At 71.6% G+C, this 13,134-nt stretch carries 13 protein-coding genes; 9 read left to right on the top strand and 4 right to left on the bottom strand.

From position 1 onward, the window contains the following. Positions 1-16: 16 nt before the first annotated feature. The 7 genes from coaD to FHS44_RS28055 all read left to right on the top strand — a co-directional run bounded on the left by coaD (position 17) and on the right by FHS44_RS28055 (position 3,797). Positions 17-493, top strand: coding sequence for a pantetheine-phosphate adenylyltransferase (gene coaD / locus FHS44_RS28085; protein ID WP_184720004.1), 477 nt, complete (start codon positions 17-19; stop codon positions 491-493). A 66-nt stretch (positions 494-559) separates the two neighbouring features. Then, positions 560-1,114 (top strand): YceD family protein, encoded by a 555-nt coding sequence (locus tag FHS44_RS28080; RefSeq protein WP_184720002.1) that lies wholly within the window; start codon positions 560-562, stop codon positions 1,112-1,114. Between the two features lies 1 nt (position 1,115). Beyond that, on the top strand, positions 1,116-1,295 hold the full coding sequence (gene rpmF / locus FHS44_RS28075; RefSeq protein ID WP_179824792.1) for a 50S ribosomal protein L32: 180 nt from the start codon (positions 1,116-1,118) through the stop codon (positions 1,293-1,295). A gap of 209 nt (positions 1,296-1,504) precedes the next feature. After that, entirely contained in the window at positions 1,505-2,239 is a 735-nt protein-coding gene (rnc, locus tag FHS44_RS28070; RefSeq protein ID WP_184720001.1) for a ribonuclease III, read from the top strand. Between the two features lie 36 nt (positions 2,240-2,275). Beyond that, positions 2,276-3,142: a bifunctional DNA-formamidopyrimidine glycosylase/DNA-(apurinic or apyrimidinic site) lyase gene (mutM, locus tag FHS44_RS28065; protein ID WP_184719999.1), complete on the top strand. Its 867-nt coding sequence runs from the start codon at positions 2,276-2,278 to the stop codon at positions 3,140-3,142. Beyond that, positions 3,139-3,414 carry an acylphosphatase gene (locus tag FHS44_RS28060; protein WP_184719998.1) on the top strand — a complete coding sequence of 92 codons (276 nt, stop codon included), beginning with the start codon at positions 3,139-3,141 and terminating at the stop codon, positions 3,412-3,414. The genes mutM and FHS44_RS28060 overlap by 4 nt, the downstream gene beginning before the upstream one ends. A 188-nt stretch (positions 3,415-3,602) precedes the next feature. Further along, positions 3,603-3,797: a hypothetical protein gene (locus tag FHS44_RS28055; RefSeq protein WP_184719995.1), complete on the top strand. Its 195-nt coding sequence runs from the start codon at positions 3,603-3,605 to the stop codon at positions 3,795-3,797. A gap of 173 nt (positions 3,798-3,970) precedes the next feature. Here the strand turns inward: FHS44_RS28055 and FHS44_RS28050 are convergent, their stop codons facing one another. Further along, positions 3,971-4,753, bottom strand: coding sequence for an alpha/beta hydrolase (locus tag FHS44_RS28050; RefSeq protein ID WP_184719993.1), 783 nt, complete (start codon positions 4,751-4,753; stop codon positions 3,971-3,973). Positions 4,754-4,879: 126 nt separating this feature from the next. Here FHS44_RS28050 and smc point away from each other — a divergent pair, with 126 nt between their 5' ends. Next, positions 4,880-8,557 carry a chromosome segregation protein SMC gene (smc, locus tag FHS44_RS28045; RefSeq protein WP_184719991.1) on the top strand — a complete coding sequence of 1,226 codons (3,678 nt, stop codon included), beginning with the start codon at positions 4,880-4,882 and terminating at the stop codon, positions 8,555-8,557. A gap of 397 nt (positions 8,558-8,954) precedes the next feature. After that, positions 8,955-10,133, top strand: coding sequence for a signal recognition particle-docking protein FtsY (ftsY, locus tag FHS44_RS28040; protein WP_184719989.1), 1,179 nt, complete (start codon positions 8,955-8,957; stop codon positions 10,131-10,133). 45 nt (positions 10,134-10,178) lie between these two features. On the opposite strand, the gene FHS44_RS28035 is transcribed toward ftsY, so the two are convergent. From FHS44_RS28035 to FHS44_RS28025, 3 genes are read right to left on the bottom strand one after another with little or no spacing between them, the layout of a single operon-like run. Continuing rightward, the gene (locus FHS44_RS28035) at positions 10,179-11,006 is read right to left on the bottom strand and encodes an ABC transporter ATP-binding protein (RefSeq protein ID WP_184719987.1); all 828 of its coding nucleotides are present in this window, start codon (positions 11,004-11,006) and stop codon (positions 10,179-10,181) included. Next, positions 11,003-12,070, bottom strand: coding sequence for a FecCD family ABC transporter permease (locus FHS44_RS28030; protein WP_184719985.1), 1,068 nt, complete (start codon positions 12,068-12,070; stop codon positions 11,003-11,005). The genes FHS44_RS28035 and FHS44_RS28030 overlap by 4 nt, the downstream gene beginning before the upstream one ends. Then, on the bottom strand, positions 12,067-13,122 hold the full coding sequence (locus FHS44_RS28025) for a FecCD family ABC transporter permease (protein ID WP_184719983.1): 1,056 nt from the start codon (positions 13,120-13,122) through the stop codon (positions 12,067-12,069). The genes FHS44_RS28030 and FHS44_RS28025 overlap by 4 nt, the downstream gene beginning before the upstream one ends. Between the last annotated feature and the right edge of the window lie 12 nt (positions 13,123-13,134).

Genomic DNA, 13,134 nt, shown 5'->3' with positions numbered 1-13,134 from the left:
GGCAGGGGGTTTCGCCTTGCGTCGCGTTGTCTGTCCGGGATCGTTCGATCCCGTTACCAACGGCCATCTGGACATCATCGGTCGGGCCTGCCGGCAGTACGACGAGGTCGTGGTCGCCGTCCTGATCAACATCGAGAAGAAGAGCCTGTTCACGGTCGAGGAGCGCATCGAGATGCTCCAGAACGTGACCAAGGAGTACGGCAACGTACGCGTGGACAAGTTCCACGGCCTGCTGGTGGACTACTGCAAGCAGCAGGAGATCCCGGCCATCGTCAAGGGCCTGCGGGCGATCAGCGACTTCGACTACGAGTTGCAGATGGCCCAGCTCAACTACCGGATGTCCGGGGTCGAGACGCTGTTCATGGCCACCGGTCCCGAGGTGTCGTTCCTGTCGTCGAGCCGCATCAAGGAGATCGTCCGGTACGGCGGAAGCGTGGCGGGGCTGGTCCCCGACCTCGTCCAGGAGCTCCTGGTCGAACGGCTCAGGGGCTGACCCCTGGTATCCTCTTGTTTCTGCCTTGCACGACGGCGTTGATTCGCCATGCCTGATGAGAGTGGAATGACTCCGCACAGCCTTGACCCCCGCGCCCCGTGGGTGGTCTCCACCCATGACCTGGGCCGGAGACCGGGGACGATGCGTCGGATGCATCTCACTCTCCCGGCACCGGCGGACATCGGCGTTGACATGATCGGCGTCCCCAGGGGCGCCGATGTCGAGCTGGACATCCGGCTTGAAGCGGTCATGGAAGGTGTGCTCGTCACGGGCACGGCGCAGACCCCGCTGCGGGGGGAGTGCGCACGCTGCCTGGAGGAGATCACTTCGGAAACCGAGGTGAGCTTCCAGGAGCTGTTCTTCTACTCGGCGGAGGATGCCGCCGAGGACGACTCGCTTCTCGCCGGAGAACTGCTCGATCTCGAACCTGCGTTCCGAGACGCGGTGGTGCTCACACTGCCGCTGAGCCCGGTCTGCAGCGACGACTGCTCCGGGCTCTGCTCGGAGTGCGGGATCAGGCTGGCCGACGCCGAGCCTGATCACGGACACGAGGTCATCGACGCCCGCTGGGCCAAGCTGCAGGGTCTGGTTCCGGAACATAACAACGATCAGGAGAGCTGACGTGGCTGTCCCAAAGCGCAAGATGTCGCGGAGCAACACTCGCTCCCGCAGGTCGCAGTGGAAGGCCGCCGCGGTTTCGCTCGTGAGCTGCCCCCAGTGCCGCTCGCCGAAGCGTCCGCACGTGGCGTGCCCTTCCTGCGGCACCTACAACCGCCGTCAGGTGATCGAGCCCTCCGCCTGATCGCACTCTGACCGACGGACACCGGCCGGTTTCCTCCGGCCGGTGCCACCGTTCGCGATCCACATGCGATGGCGGTCCGCCCGCGGCTGTGGTGGACGCCGGGTCCGCGGTGACGCGTACCCTCCCGGCGCCCACCACATCTTCGGGCATCTCTCATTCCCTTCTTTCGCCATCGCGCATTCCACCGCAAGCGTGCGAGGAGAAGAAGCATGGGGATGAGCAGTGTCAAGCCGGTGTCCGTCGAGGTCGTCGGCGACGAACTCGACAAGGTCCTTTCCGTCCGCCTGGACCCGGCGATCCTGGAGCGGGCGCTGACGCACCGCTCCTACGCCTACGAGAACGGCGGCCTGCCGACCAACGAGCGCCTGGAGTTCCTCGGCGACTCCGTGCTCGGCCTGGTCGTCACCGACACCCTCTACCGCAACCACCCCGACCTGCCCGAGGGGCAGCTGGCCAAGCTCAGGGCCGCGGTGGTCAACATGCGCGCCCTCGCCGGCGTCGCCCGCACCCTGGGCCTGGGGCGCTTCCTGCGCCTCGGCAGGGGTGAGGAGGGCACCGGAGGGCGCGACAAGTCCTCGATCCTCGCCGACACCCTTGAGGCGCTGATCGGCTCGGTCTACGTGGACAAGGGCCTGGACGAGGCCTTCCGCGTCGTCCACCTGCTCTTCGACCCGCTCATCACCCGTTCGGCCTCACTGGGCGCCGGGCTCGACTGGAAGACCTCGCTGCAGGAGCTGACCGCCTCCGAGTCGCTCGGCGTGCCCGAGTACCACGTCGAGGAGAGCGGCCCCGACCACGCCAAGTCCTTCACCGCGGTCGTCAGGGTCGGCGGCGAGGAGTACGGCTCGGGCTCGGGCCGTTCCAAGAAGGAGGCCGAGCAGCAGGCGGCCGAGACGGCCTGGACCCGCATCCGCGAGGACCGCGACAAGCGCGAGGCCGGCTGACCCGCGAGCCGTACGGCACGAACCGAAGGAGGGGGCATGCCCGAACTGCCCGAGGTCGAGGTCGTACGGCGCGGCCTGGAACGCTGGGTCCGTGGACGCGTCGTCGCACGGGCCGAGGTGCTGCACCCGAGGGCGATCAGAAGGCACGTCCCCGGCGCCGAGGAGTTCGCCGCTCGGCTCAAGGGCCGCACGGTCGGCTCCGCCGAACGCAGGGGCAAGTACCTCTGGCTGCCCCTCGACGGGACGGACGCCATCCTGGCCCACCTCGGCATGAGCGGCCAGCTGCTGGTCGTGGAGCCGGACACGCCCCCTGAGAAGCACCTGCGGGTCCGGGTCTCCTTCACCGACGGTGGCCCCGACCTGCGCTTCGTCGACCAGCGGACCTTCGGGCACGTGCTGGTGACGCCGCTGGCCGAGGCGGGCGGCAGGCAGGTGCCCGAGCCGATCGTCCACATCGCGGCCGACCCGTTCGAGGAGCACTTCGACGAGGAGCTCTTCGCCCGCCGCCTGCGCGCCCGGCGGACCGAGATCAAGCGGGCGCTGCTCGACCAGTCGCTGGTCAGCGGGGTCGGCAACATCTACGCCGACGAGACGCTCTGGCGGGCCCGCCTGCACGGCGCCAGGCCCACCGGGGCGCTGACCGGGCCGAAGACCTCCGAGCTGGTCGTCGCGGCCCGCGAGGTGATGACCGAGGCCCTGGCCCAGGGCGGCACGTCCTTCGACAGCCTCTACGTCAACGTCAACGGGGAGAGCGGCTACTTCGACCGCTCACTGGCCGTCTACGGCAGGCGGGACGAGCCCTGCCCGCGCTGCGGCGCCCCGATCGTCAGGGAGTCGTTCATGAACCGTTCCTCCTACAGCTGCCCCCGCTGCCAGCCCCGCCCGAGAGGGACGACGGCATGACGGACGTACGGCTGACCGCCTGGGTCAGGGGGCGTGTCCAGGGGGTGGGATTCCGCTGGTGGACGCGGGCCAGGGCGCTGGAGCTGGGGCTTTCCGGCTGGGCGAGGAACACCGAGGACGGCCGGGTCGAGGTCGTCGCCGAGGGCGGCCGCGAGGCCTGCGAGGGGCTGCTCTCCCTGCTCAGGGCGGGTGAGACCCCGGGAAGAGTTGACACTGTCGTGGAACGCTGGAGCGATGCCAGGGGAAATCTTGCCGGTTTCGTTGAGCGCTGATGCTTCCTTAAACCACCCAAAATAAGGTATATTTTACTGTCGAGAGTGCCCACTGGTGCATCCACACGGAGCGTTCAACTTGACCGCCCCTTCCGCCGGTGCGACTCTTGATAAGAACCACGCGCACCCCTCCCGCGGCAAGAAGTGCGCGAACCAGTCTGGTCACTCAGCGTGGAGGACCCTTTACCATGGCGAAGGCTCTACTCGGCCACGTCGGCGGTCCTGACCCTCGGATGGTCTCGGAAATGCGCCGTCTCCAGCAGCGTATCCGTGATCTAGAGGCAGAGCTCACCCGGCTCCAGGCCCAGAACGACGAACTCGCGGCCGGCACCCGCGACGAGGCGTTCACCCGCCTGCAGGATCGTGAGCCGGTTCTCACTTAGAGACCGGGACGAACCATCATTGTCCAGGGGCGCCTCGCCGGGGCGTCCCTTGCCATGCCGACCCCTGACGCACACGGCGTCACGGGGCGAGCACGGCGAACCACCCACATACGGCAGGCGGATCACGTGGCGAGAAGCCCGGGCCGCCGCCGTACGACGAGAAGACTCACGGATCACAGATGACGTGAGAAGAAGGCGAACTGCTCGGGGAGCACACGGACCCGGTACGCCGTGTCCTGGCACCCCGAGGAGATTCCCCCCTCCGTCGCCGCGCCGAGCGCCTTGAGCCCCTTGAGCATCGTCTCCGTCTGCGGGGCCCTGTCGTCACGCTCACCACAACCGAGCCAGACAGGGATGTCCACCAGGTCGCGCAACGGCGCCCGCGCCGCGGTGACGGCCGGTGAGGCGGCGGCCACGGCGGCGACCCGGCCCGACCCGAGCTGCGCGGCCAGCCTGAGGGCCTCGGCCCCGCCCGCCGCCCACCCGAGCAGCCCGACCTTGCGGGTGTCGAACCCCTGGGTCTCCAGATGCGGCAGCACGGTCCCGACGACGTCCGCCGAGGGCCAGTCGTCGATCGCGGCGACCGCGAACCGCCCCCCGCTCGCCGCCAGGTAACGGTCGGCGGAGTAGAGGTCGAGTGCCGCGCGGGCGCTCTCCGCGCCCTCGGGAAACATGATCACGACGGGGACGCGGCCCTGCGGGGCCGGTGGCAGCGCGACGATCACCGCGCGGTTCTCGACCCTGCTCTGCCGCCGCTCCCCGGGTCGTACGGCGGGCGGATCGGGGACGCCTCCGCAGACGACGCGGGCGTAGGCGTCACGGAAACCGTCCGGCCCCATCGCGAGCGCGACCCCGCCGAGGCCGAGCGCGGTCAGCCCGCCGCCGACAAGGAAAGCCCGCCGTCTGAGACGGCCGTCCCCGCCGTGCGGGGAGCTCTCGCCGCGTTCCGCATCCATGCAGGGCACCCTAGGCGGTGGACGGGCGGGCGCGGGTGAAGAACGGTAGTCTTCCCAGGCGAGAGCGACCGGGCAGTCTGGGAAAGCGCGGGTGAACACGGGTGGACACGGCGGGCGGGGGGTGACATGTATCTCAAGAACCTGACCCTGCGCGGGTTCAAGTCCTTCGCCTCGGCCACCACCCTCAGGTTCGAGCCGGGCATCACCGCCGTCGTCGGCCCGAACGGCTCGGGCAAGTCCAACGTGGTCGACGCGCTGGCCTGGGTGATGGGCGAGCACAGTGCCAAGTCGTTGCGCGGCGGCAAGATGGAGGACGTCATCTTCGCCGGGACCTCCTCGCGGGCTCCGCTCGGCCGTGCCGAGGTCACGCTCACCATCGACAACACCGACGGCGCGTTGCCGATCGACTACACCGAGGTCACGATCAGCCGCCTGATGTTCAGGGCGGGCCAGAGCGAGTACGCGATCAACGGCGACACCTGCCGCCTGCTCGACATCCAGGAGCTCCTGTCGGACTCGGGCATCGGCCGTGAGATGCACGTCATCGTCGGCCAGGGCCAGCTCGACCAGGTGTTGCACGCGGGCCCCGAGGACCGTAGGGCCTTCATCGAGGAGGCCGCGGGCGTCCTGAAGCACCGCAAGCGCAAGGAGAAGGCGCTGCGGAAGCTCGACGCGATGCAGGCCAACCTGACCCGCGTCCAGGACCTCACCACCGAGCTGCGCAGGCAGCTCAAGCCCCTCGGCCGCCAGGCGGAGATCGCCCGCAGGGCCGCGGTCATCCAGGCCGACCTGCGTGACGCCAGGCTCCGCCTGCTCGCCGACGACGTGCTCACCCTGCGCACCACCCTGGAGAGGGAGACCGCGGACGAGGCCGCCGTGCTGGCCCGCCGTACGGTGGTCGAGACCGAGCTTGAGCAGAACCAGGTCGCGGAGGCCGAGCTTGAGGCCGCGGAGGCGGACGCGCAGCCGCGCCTGGCCGCCGCCCAGGAGACCTACTTCCGCCTTTCTTCCCTGCGTGAGCGCCTCAGGGGCCTGGCGGGTCTGGCTGCGGAACGGCACCGCAACGCCACCGACACCACGGTCGAGCGCAGGGGCCGCGACCCGGAGGACTACGAGCGCGAGGCCGAGGAGATCCAGGAGCAGGAGCGCGTCCTTGAGGAGCTGCTCGACCAGGAGCGGGACGCGCTGGCCCAGGCCGTGGCTGGACGTTCGGAGAGCGAGGCGGCCCTCGCGGCCGAGGAGCGCCGCCTGTCCGCCGAGGCCAGGGCCGTCGCGGACCGGCGCGAGGGGCTGGCCAAGCTCAGGGGCCAGGCCGGTGCGGCGCGCAGCAGGGCGGGCGCGGCCGAGGAGGAGATCGGGCGGCTGAGGCTCTCCCTTGAGGAGGCCGCGCAGCGCGCCGAGCACGCCCGCGCCGAACACGAGGGCCAGGAACGCTCGGAGCCGGAGACCGACCCCGCCCTCACCGAAGAGCTGGAGATCGGCCTTGAGGCCGTCGAACAGGCCAGGCGGGCCGTCGAGGAGGCCAAGGCCGTCGCCGACGGGGCCAAGGCCGCGGTCGCGGGCCCGAACGCCGCCCTGGCCTCCGCCAAGGCCGCCGTCGGCGTCGCCCGCAAGGCCGACCAGGAGGCCCAGCGTCAGGTCGCCGCCCTCGAAGCCAGGCTGGAGGCGCTCCAGCTGAGCCTGGCGAGCGGCACGGACGGCGCCGCCGCGCTGCTGGCCGCCGACCTGGCCGGGGTGCTCGGTCCCGTGGCCACCATGCTGACCGTCAGCCCCGGCGCGGAGACGGCAGTAGCCGCCGTGCTCGGCGCCTACGCCGAGGGGGTCGCCGTCGAGTCCCTGCAGGCCGCGGCGGACGCGATCGACTTCCTCGGTCGCCGCGACGGGGGCAGGGCCGCCCTGCTCGTCGCCACGGGCGGGGAGCACCACCACAGGACCGACGTGCCCGTGGCGGGCGGGCGGTGGGCGGCTGACCTGGTCACCGTGCCCGACGCGCTACGGGCCGCCGTCACGCACCTGCTGGCCGACGTGCTCGTCGTCGACGACCTGGAGACGGCGAGGAAGGCCGTCGAGCAGTGGCCGGAACTGCGGACCGTCACCCGCTCCGGCGACCTGGTCGGCTCCTACGCCGCCAGGGGAGGCTCGGCGGGCGGAAGCTCCGCCCTCCAGATGCGGGCCGCGCTCGACGAGGCCGTCGCCGCCCTGGCCACGGCCGGGCAGGCCGCCGAGCGGGCCGGCATCGCCATGGAGGAGGCCGCGGAGGCCGAGGCGCAGGCACAGCTCGCCGTCGAGGCCGCCCAGGCGGGCGTCGGCGAGGCGCAGACGGGCGTGCAGACCGCGCAGGCCGGGGTGAACGCCGCCCAGGCCGCGCTCGACCAGATCAGGGCCAGGCAGCGCGACGCCGACCAGCGGGCCGCCGCGACCGCGCGGCGACTGGCCCAGCTCGGTGCCGCCGCCGACGCCGCCGCCGCGGAACGCGAACGGCTGGCCAGGGCCGTACAGGCCGCGGAGGAGGCCAGGCAGCGCGACGCGGCGGGGCTCGCCGAGCTTGAGGAGCGGCTCGCCGCCGCGACCGCCGAGGTCGAGGCGGAACCCGAGCCGACCACCGAGATGCGCGACGAACTCGCCGAGATCTGCGCCGCCGCCAGGCAGACGGAGATGGAGGCCCGCCTCGCCGTACGGACGGCCGAGGAGCGGGTCAAGAGCATCGCGGGCCGGGCCGACGAGCTGCTGCGCGCCGCGGAGCGGGAGCGCGAGGAGCGCGCCAGGGCCACCGAGCTGCGGGAACGGCGGCGCAGGCAGGCGCGGGTCGCCCAGGCCGTGGTCCGCGGCACCGAACTGACCCTGGGCCGCCTGGAGACCTCCCTCACCGTGGCGGCCGAGGAGCGCGACGAGGCCGAACAGGCGCGCGGGCAGATCGACCAGTCGCTCAAGGCGGTCAGGATCCGCGTCAGGGAGCTGTCCGGCGAACTGGACAAACTGGTCAACAGGGCACACGGCAGCGAGGTCGCCAGGACGGAACGGCGCCTGCGCCTGGAACAGCTTGAGGCGAAGGCCGTCGACGAGTACGGCGTCGAACCGGACACGCTCATCGCGGAGTACGGCCCGGCCGAACCCGTCCCGACCGTGGAGGGCGACCCCGTCCCCTACGTGCGCGAGGAGCAGGAGAAGCGGGCCAGGGCCGCCGACCGGCAGATGGCGCAGCTCGGCAAGGTCAACCCGCTGGCCCTTGAGGAGTTCGCGGCCCTTGAGGAACGGCACGCCTTCCTCACCTCCCAGCTTGAGGACCTCAAGAAGACCAGGCGCGACCTGATGCTCGTCGTCAAGGAGGTGGACGAGCGGGTCGAGCAGGTGTTCGGCGCGGCCTATGCCGACGTCGCCCGCGAGTTCGAGCAGATCTTCGGGCGGGTCTTCCCCGGTGGGGAGGGCAGGTTGCTGCTCACCGACCCCGAGGACATGCTGACCACCGGCGTCGAGGTCGAGGCCAGGCCACCCGGCAAGAAGGTCAAGCGTCTTTCGCTGCTGTCCGGCGGGGAACGGTCGCTGACCGCGGTCGCCTTCCTCGCGGCGATCTTCAAGGCGCGGCCCTCGCCGTTCTACGTGATGGACGAGGTCGAGGCGGCGCTCGACGACACCAATACCCAGCGCCTGCTGACGCTGTTCGAGGAACTGCGGCAGACGTCCCAGTTGATCGTCATCACCCACCAGAAGAGGACGATGGAGATCGCCGACGCGCTGTACGGGGTCTCGATGCGGGGGGACGGGGTGAGCCAGGTGATCAGCCAAAGGCTTCGGGAAAGTGGGTGATTTCGCGATGCCTTCGGCATCGCGGGCTTGCTGTGCTTGCTTTGCGACGCCTTCGGCGCCGCAGGGCTTGGGCGCCTGAAGTCGGTGACTTCCTTCGTCGCTCCTCCGCTGCGCTGCCCTGCCTCTTTGCGACGCCTGGCGGCGTCGCGGGCTTGGGCGCCTCAAGTCGGCTCTTTCCCTCGTCGTTCGTCCGCTGCGCTCCCTCTCTCCTCAGTCCAATCGCCGACGCGCCCAAGCCGGACACTCCTCACGCACGGCACCGGTACCCCAAAACCCTTCACGCATGGCTCCGGGAAGGCCCGAGCCGTCATGATGGGGGTGAGCAGTCAAGATCAATGAGGGGTGACTTGACCCGGGGGGTCGGAGCATTCCGGGGGGTCTGGAAAACTGTGGTCTTGTGGATGGCTATCTCGGCATAATCGCGATCATCGTCGTAGTCGCCCTACTGGCGGCGGGCGGCATGTTCCTGTTGCTCAGGCCGCGGGGCAAGTCGGCTCCTCCGGTGGAGCCGCCGGAGGTGCGGCCCGTTCCCGGGGAGGAGCAGGCACCTTCCGTGGGGGTCGCGGAGGACGACGACGCGGCGACCACCACCCTTCCGCCGCCGGTCAAGCCCGCCGAGCCCATGGTCGTCCCCCCGGCCGTCGAGATCCCGCCGCCGTCGGCGGGCCGCATGGTACGGCTGCGCGCCCGGCTTGCCCGTTCCCAGAGCACCCTCGGCAAGGGCCTGCTCGAACTGCTCTCCCGGGACCGTCTCGACGACGACACCTGGGACGAGATCGAGGAGACCCTGATCACCGCGGACGTCGGCGTCGCCCCGACCCAGGCGATGGTCGAGGAGCTGCGGACCAAGGTCAAGGTGCTGGGGAGCAGGACGCCCGCCGAGGTGCGCGGGCTGCTCAAGGAGCAGCTGCTGACCCAGATCGGCGCCGACCTGGACCGCACCCTGCACGTCAAGCCGCACGGGGAGCGTCCCGCGGTCGTGCTCGTCGTCGGCGTCAACGGCACCGGCAAGACCACGACGACCGGCAAGCTCGCGCGTTCGCTCATCGGCGACGGCAAGAAGGTCGTGCTCGGCGCCGCCGACACCTTCCGTGCCGCCGCGGCCGACCAGCTCCAGACCTGGGGTGACCGGGTCGGCGCCGAGGTCGTGCGCGGTCCCGAGGGCGGCGACCCGGCCTCGGTCGCCTTCGACGCGGTGGCCAAGGGCATCGAGGACAAGGTGGACGTGGTCATTGTCGACACGGCGGGCCGCCTGCACACCAAGACCGGCCTGATGGACGAGCTGGGCAAGGTCAAGCGGGTCATCGAGAAGAAGGCGACGGTGGACGAGGTCCTGCTCGTCCTCGACGCGACCACGGGTCAGAACGGCATGCGCCAGGCCCGGGTGTTCGCCGAGGTCGTGGACGTCACCGGCATCACCCTGACCAAGCTCGACGGCACCGCCAAGGGCGGCATCATCATCTCCGTCCAGCGTGAGCTGGGGGTCCCGGTCAAGCTGGTCGGCCTCGGCGAGGGGCCGGACGACCTGGCGCCGTTCGACCCCGAGGTCTTCGTGGACGCCCTCCTCGGCGACTGAGAGACGACGCCGGGACGCGGTGGTCGCCGCGTCCCGGTGCGGGCATCAGTCCTTCAGGAGTGCCCCGTTGCGCCGGGCGCGCTCTCCCGTGGCGGGCAGCGAGCCGATGGGAACGACCATCGGGGTGCCCGCGACCGGGTCCTCGATGACCCGGGCGGCCAGGTCGAAGACCTCCGCGAGCAGGTCCTCGGTGAGGACCTCGGCGGGGGGACCGGCGGCGACGACCTTGCCCGAGCGCATGGCGACCAGGTGGTCGGTGTAGCGGGCGGCGAGGTTGAGGTCGTGCAGGACCATCACCACCGTACGGCCGAGCTCCCCGTGCAGGCGGCGGACGAGTTCGAGGACCTCGATCTGGTGCGCCAGGTCGAGGAAGGTCGTCGGCTCGTCGAGCAGCAGCAGGTCGGTGCCCTGGGCCAGGGCCATCGAGATCCAGGCGCGCTGGCGCTGACCACCGGACAGTTCGTCGAGCGGGCGTTCGCCCAGGTCGAGCAGGCCCGTCATGGACAGGGCCTCGTTGACGGCCAGTTCGTCGCCCGAGGACCACTGCCGGTACCACGTCTGGTGCGGGTGCCGTCCCCTGGCCACCAGGTCGGCCACGGTCAGCCCCTCGGGGGCGGTGGGGGCCTGCGGCAGCACCCCCAGGATCTTGGCCACCTCCTTGGTCGGCATCCTGTCGATGCGCTTGCCGTCCAGCAGCACCTCGCCGCCGGACGGCTTCAGCAGCCGTCCCAGCGCGCGCAGCAGCGTGGACTTGCCACATCCGTTGGGTCCGATGATCGTCGTCACCGTCCCGGCCTCGATTCCGAGGTCGAGTCCGTCAACGATGACGCGGTCGCCGTACCCGAGCTTGACGTCGACGGCTCGTAGTCTCAAGATCGTGCCTTTCTGCGTGCGCGGACGAGGAGATAGATCAGATAGGGGGCGCCGAGGACCGCGGTGACCACGCCGACCGGAAGTTCGACGGGGCTGAACGCGGTCCGCGCGACCAGGTCTGCGGCGCCGGTGAGGACGGCGCCGGTGAGCGCCGAGACCACGAGCGGGGGCTGGGCCGCCCCGGCCAGGCGCAGTGCGATCTGCGGCGCGGCCAGGGCGACGAAGGTGATGGGTCCCGCCGCCGCGGTCGCGAGGGCGGCCAGCAGCACGGCGGCCAGGATCATCAGGCTCCTGGTGAGGTCGGGGCGCACCCCGAGCCCGGTGAGGGTCTCCTCGCCGAAGCGCAGCGCGCCGAGCGAGCGGGTGCCGACCAGGGTCGCCGGGACCAGTACGGCCAGCGCCACGGCGACGGGGACCACGTGCTCCCAGCCCCTGCCGTTCAGCGAGCCGGTGATCCAGACCATGGCGCGTCCGCTGTCGTTGACGTCGCCGACGGTCAGCAGCCAGTACTTGACGTTGGTGAACACCACGGAGACGCCGATGCCGACGAGGACCAGGCGGTAGCCGTCCAGGCCGCCACGCCAGGCGAGCGCGTAGACGGCCAGAGCGCCCACGCCGCCGCCGAGCAGGGCGAGCAGCGGGATCCCCACCGAGGCCAGCGTGCCGCCCGCCCCGCCCGCGGCGCTCGACGTGGCCACGATGGCCGCGACCACGCACACGCTGGCGCCCGGGGTCACCCCGAGGATGTCGGGGCTGGCCAGCGGGTTGCGCGCGACGGCCTGGGTGATCGCCCCGGCCAGGGCAAGCGCCGCGCCGACGAGGACACCGGTGAGCGCGCGGGGCAGCCGCAGCTCCATCACCACGAGGTGGTCGGGGCCGTCTCCCACGACGGCCCTGGCGACCTCGGCCAGGCTCATCGGGATGTCGCCGAGCCGCATGCCGAGCCCGGTCAGCAGTACGGCGGCGGCCAGCAGGACCAGCGCGGTCAGGGCCGGGCGCGGGCGCAGCCGCCAGGAGGTGGGACCGGCCCGCAGTGCCGGGCCGTACGCGGAGGAGGGGGTCACAGGCGGACCGGCTTCCTGCGGCGGACCAGGGCCACGAAGAACGGCGCGCCGAGCAGGGCCAGCACCACCCCGGCCTCAAGCTCTCCCGGCCTGGCGACCACCCGTCCCGCCACGTCGGCGAGCAGCAGCGCCGCCGCGCCGATCATCCCCGAGTACGGCAGCAGCCACCGGTGGTCGGGGCCGGACAGCGGGCGGGCCAGGTGGGGGACCATGAGGCCGACGAACGCCAGCGAGCCGCACGCCGCGACGGCGGCGCCGGTGAGCAGCGTGATCGCGCAGACGCCGACGGCGCGGGTCAGGGCGACGTTCTGGCCGAGGGACCTGGCCACGTCCTCGCCGAGGGCGAGCGCGTTGAGGCCGGGGGCGTTGACCAGCGCGAGCAGGAGGCCGACGGCGACGAACGGCAGCACCTGGACGACGGTCTCGGCGCCCCGGCCCGCGATCGAGCCGGTCTGCCAGAACCGGAAGACGTCCATCGCCTGCTGGTCCAGCAGGACCAGGGCCGAGGTGAGCGCGTAGAGGAAGGCGCTGACCGCCGTGCCCGCCAGGGCCAGGGTCAGCGGGGTCGGGCCGCCGGGGCCGCCAACCATGCCGAGGGCGAAGACCCCGGCGCTGGCGGCGAGCGCCCCGGCCAGGCCGAACCAGATGTAGCCGTACAGGCCGGTGACGCCGAGCGTCATGATGGCGAGCGCCATCGTGAACGCAGCGCCCTGGGTGACGCCGAGCAGTCCGGGGTCGGCCAGCGGGTTGCGGGTGTGGCCCTGCATGAGGGCGCCCGCGACGCCCAGGGCGATCCCGGCCATGACGCCGACGGCGGTCCTGGGCACGCGCAGCGACCGTACGACGATGTCGTTCTCCGTGCCGGTCGCGCCGGTCAGGGCGTGCCACACGTCGCCGGGCGGGACGGGCTTCGCGCCGACCGCGAGGCTCAGCAGCACGGCGACCAGGAGAAGGGCGAGCAGCCCGGACACCACGAGTGATCTACGGGCCCGCAGAACCGTGGAGCCACGCCGGGGGGAGGGGGTTCGCGCGGTGATCGTCGCCGTGCTCACGCGCGCTCCTCT

The organism is Streptosporangium saharense (assembly GCF_014203715.1).
Taxonomy (GTDB): domain Bacteria; phylum Actinomycetota; class Actinomycetes; order Streptosporangiales; family Streptosporangiaceae; genus Streptosporangium; species Streptosporangium saharense.
This window is presented reverse-complemented; position numbering and strand designations above follow the sequence as displayed.

Coding starts and splice junctions, on each gene's coding strand:
- mutM (WP_184719999.1), top strand. CDS start 2,276: ATGCCCGAACTGCCCGAGGTCGAGGTCGTACGGCGCGGCCTGGAACGC.
- rnc (WP_184720001.1), top strand. CDS start 1,505: ATGGGGATGAGCAGTGTCAAGCCGGTGTCCGTCGAGGTCGTCGGCGAC.
- FHS44_RS28055 (WP_184719995.1), top strand. CDS start 3,603: ATGGCGAAGGCTCTACTCGGCCACGTCGGCGGTCCTGACCCTCGGATG.
- FHS44_RS28080 (WP_184720002.1), top strand. CDS start 560: ATGACTCCGCACAGCCTTGACCCCCGCGCCCCGTGGGTGGTCTCCACC.
- FHS44_RS28060 (WP_184719998.1), top strand. CDS start 3,139: ATGACGGACGTACGGCTGACCGCCTGGGTCAGGGGGCGTGTCCAGGGG.
- FHS44_RS28050 (WP_184719993.1), bottom strand. CDS start 4,753: ATGGATGCGGAACGCGGCGAGAGCTCCCCGCACGGCGGGGACGGCCGT.
- smc (WP_184719991.1), top strand. CDS start 4,880: ATGTATCTCAAGAACCTGACCCTGCGCGGGTTCAAGTCCTTCGCCTCG.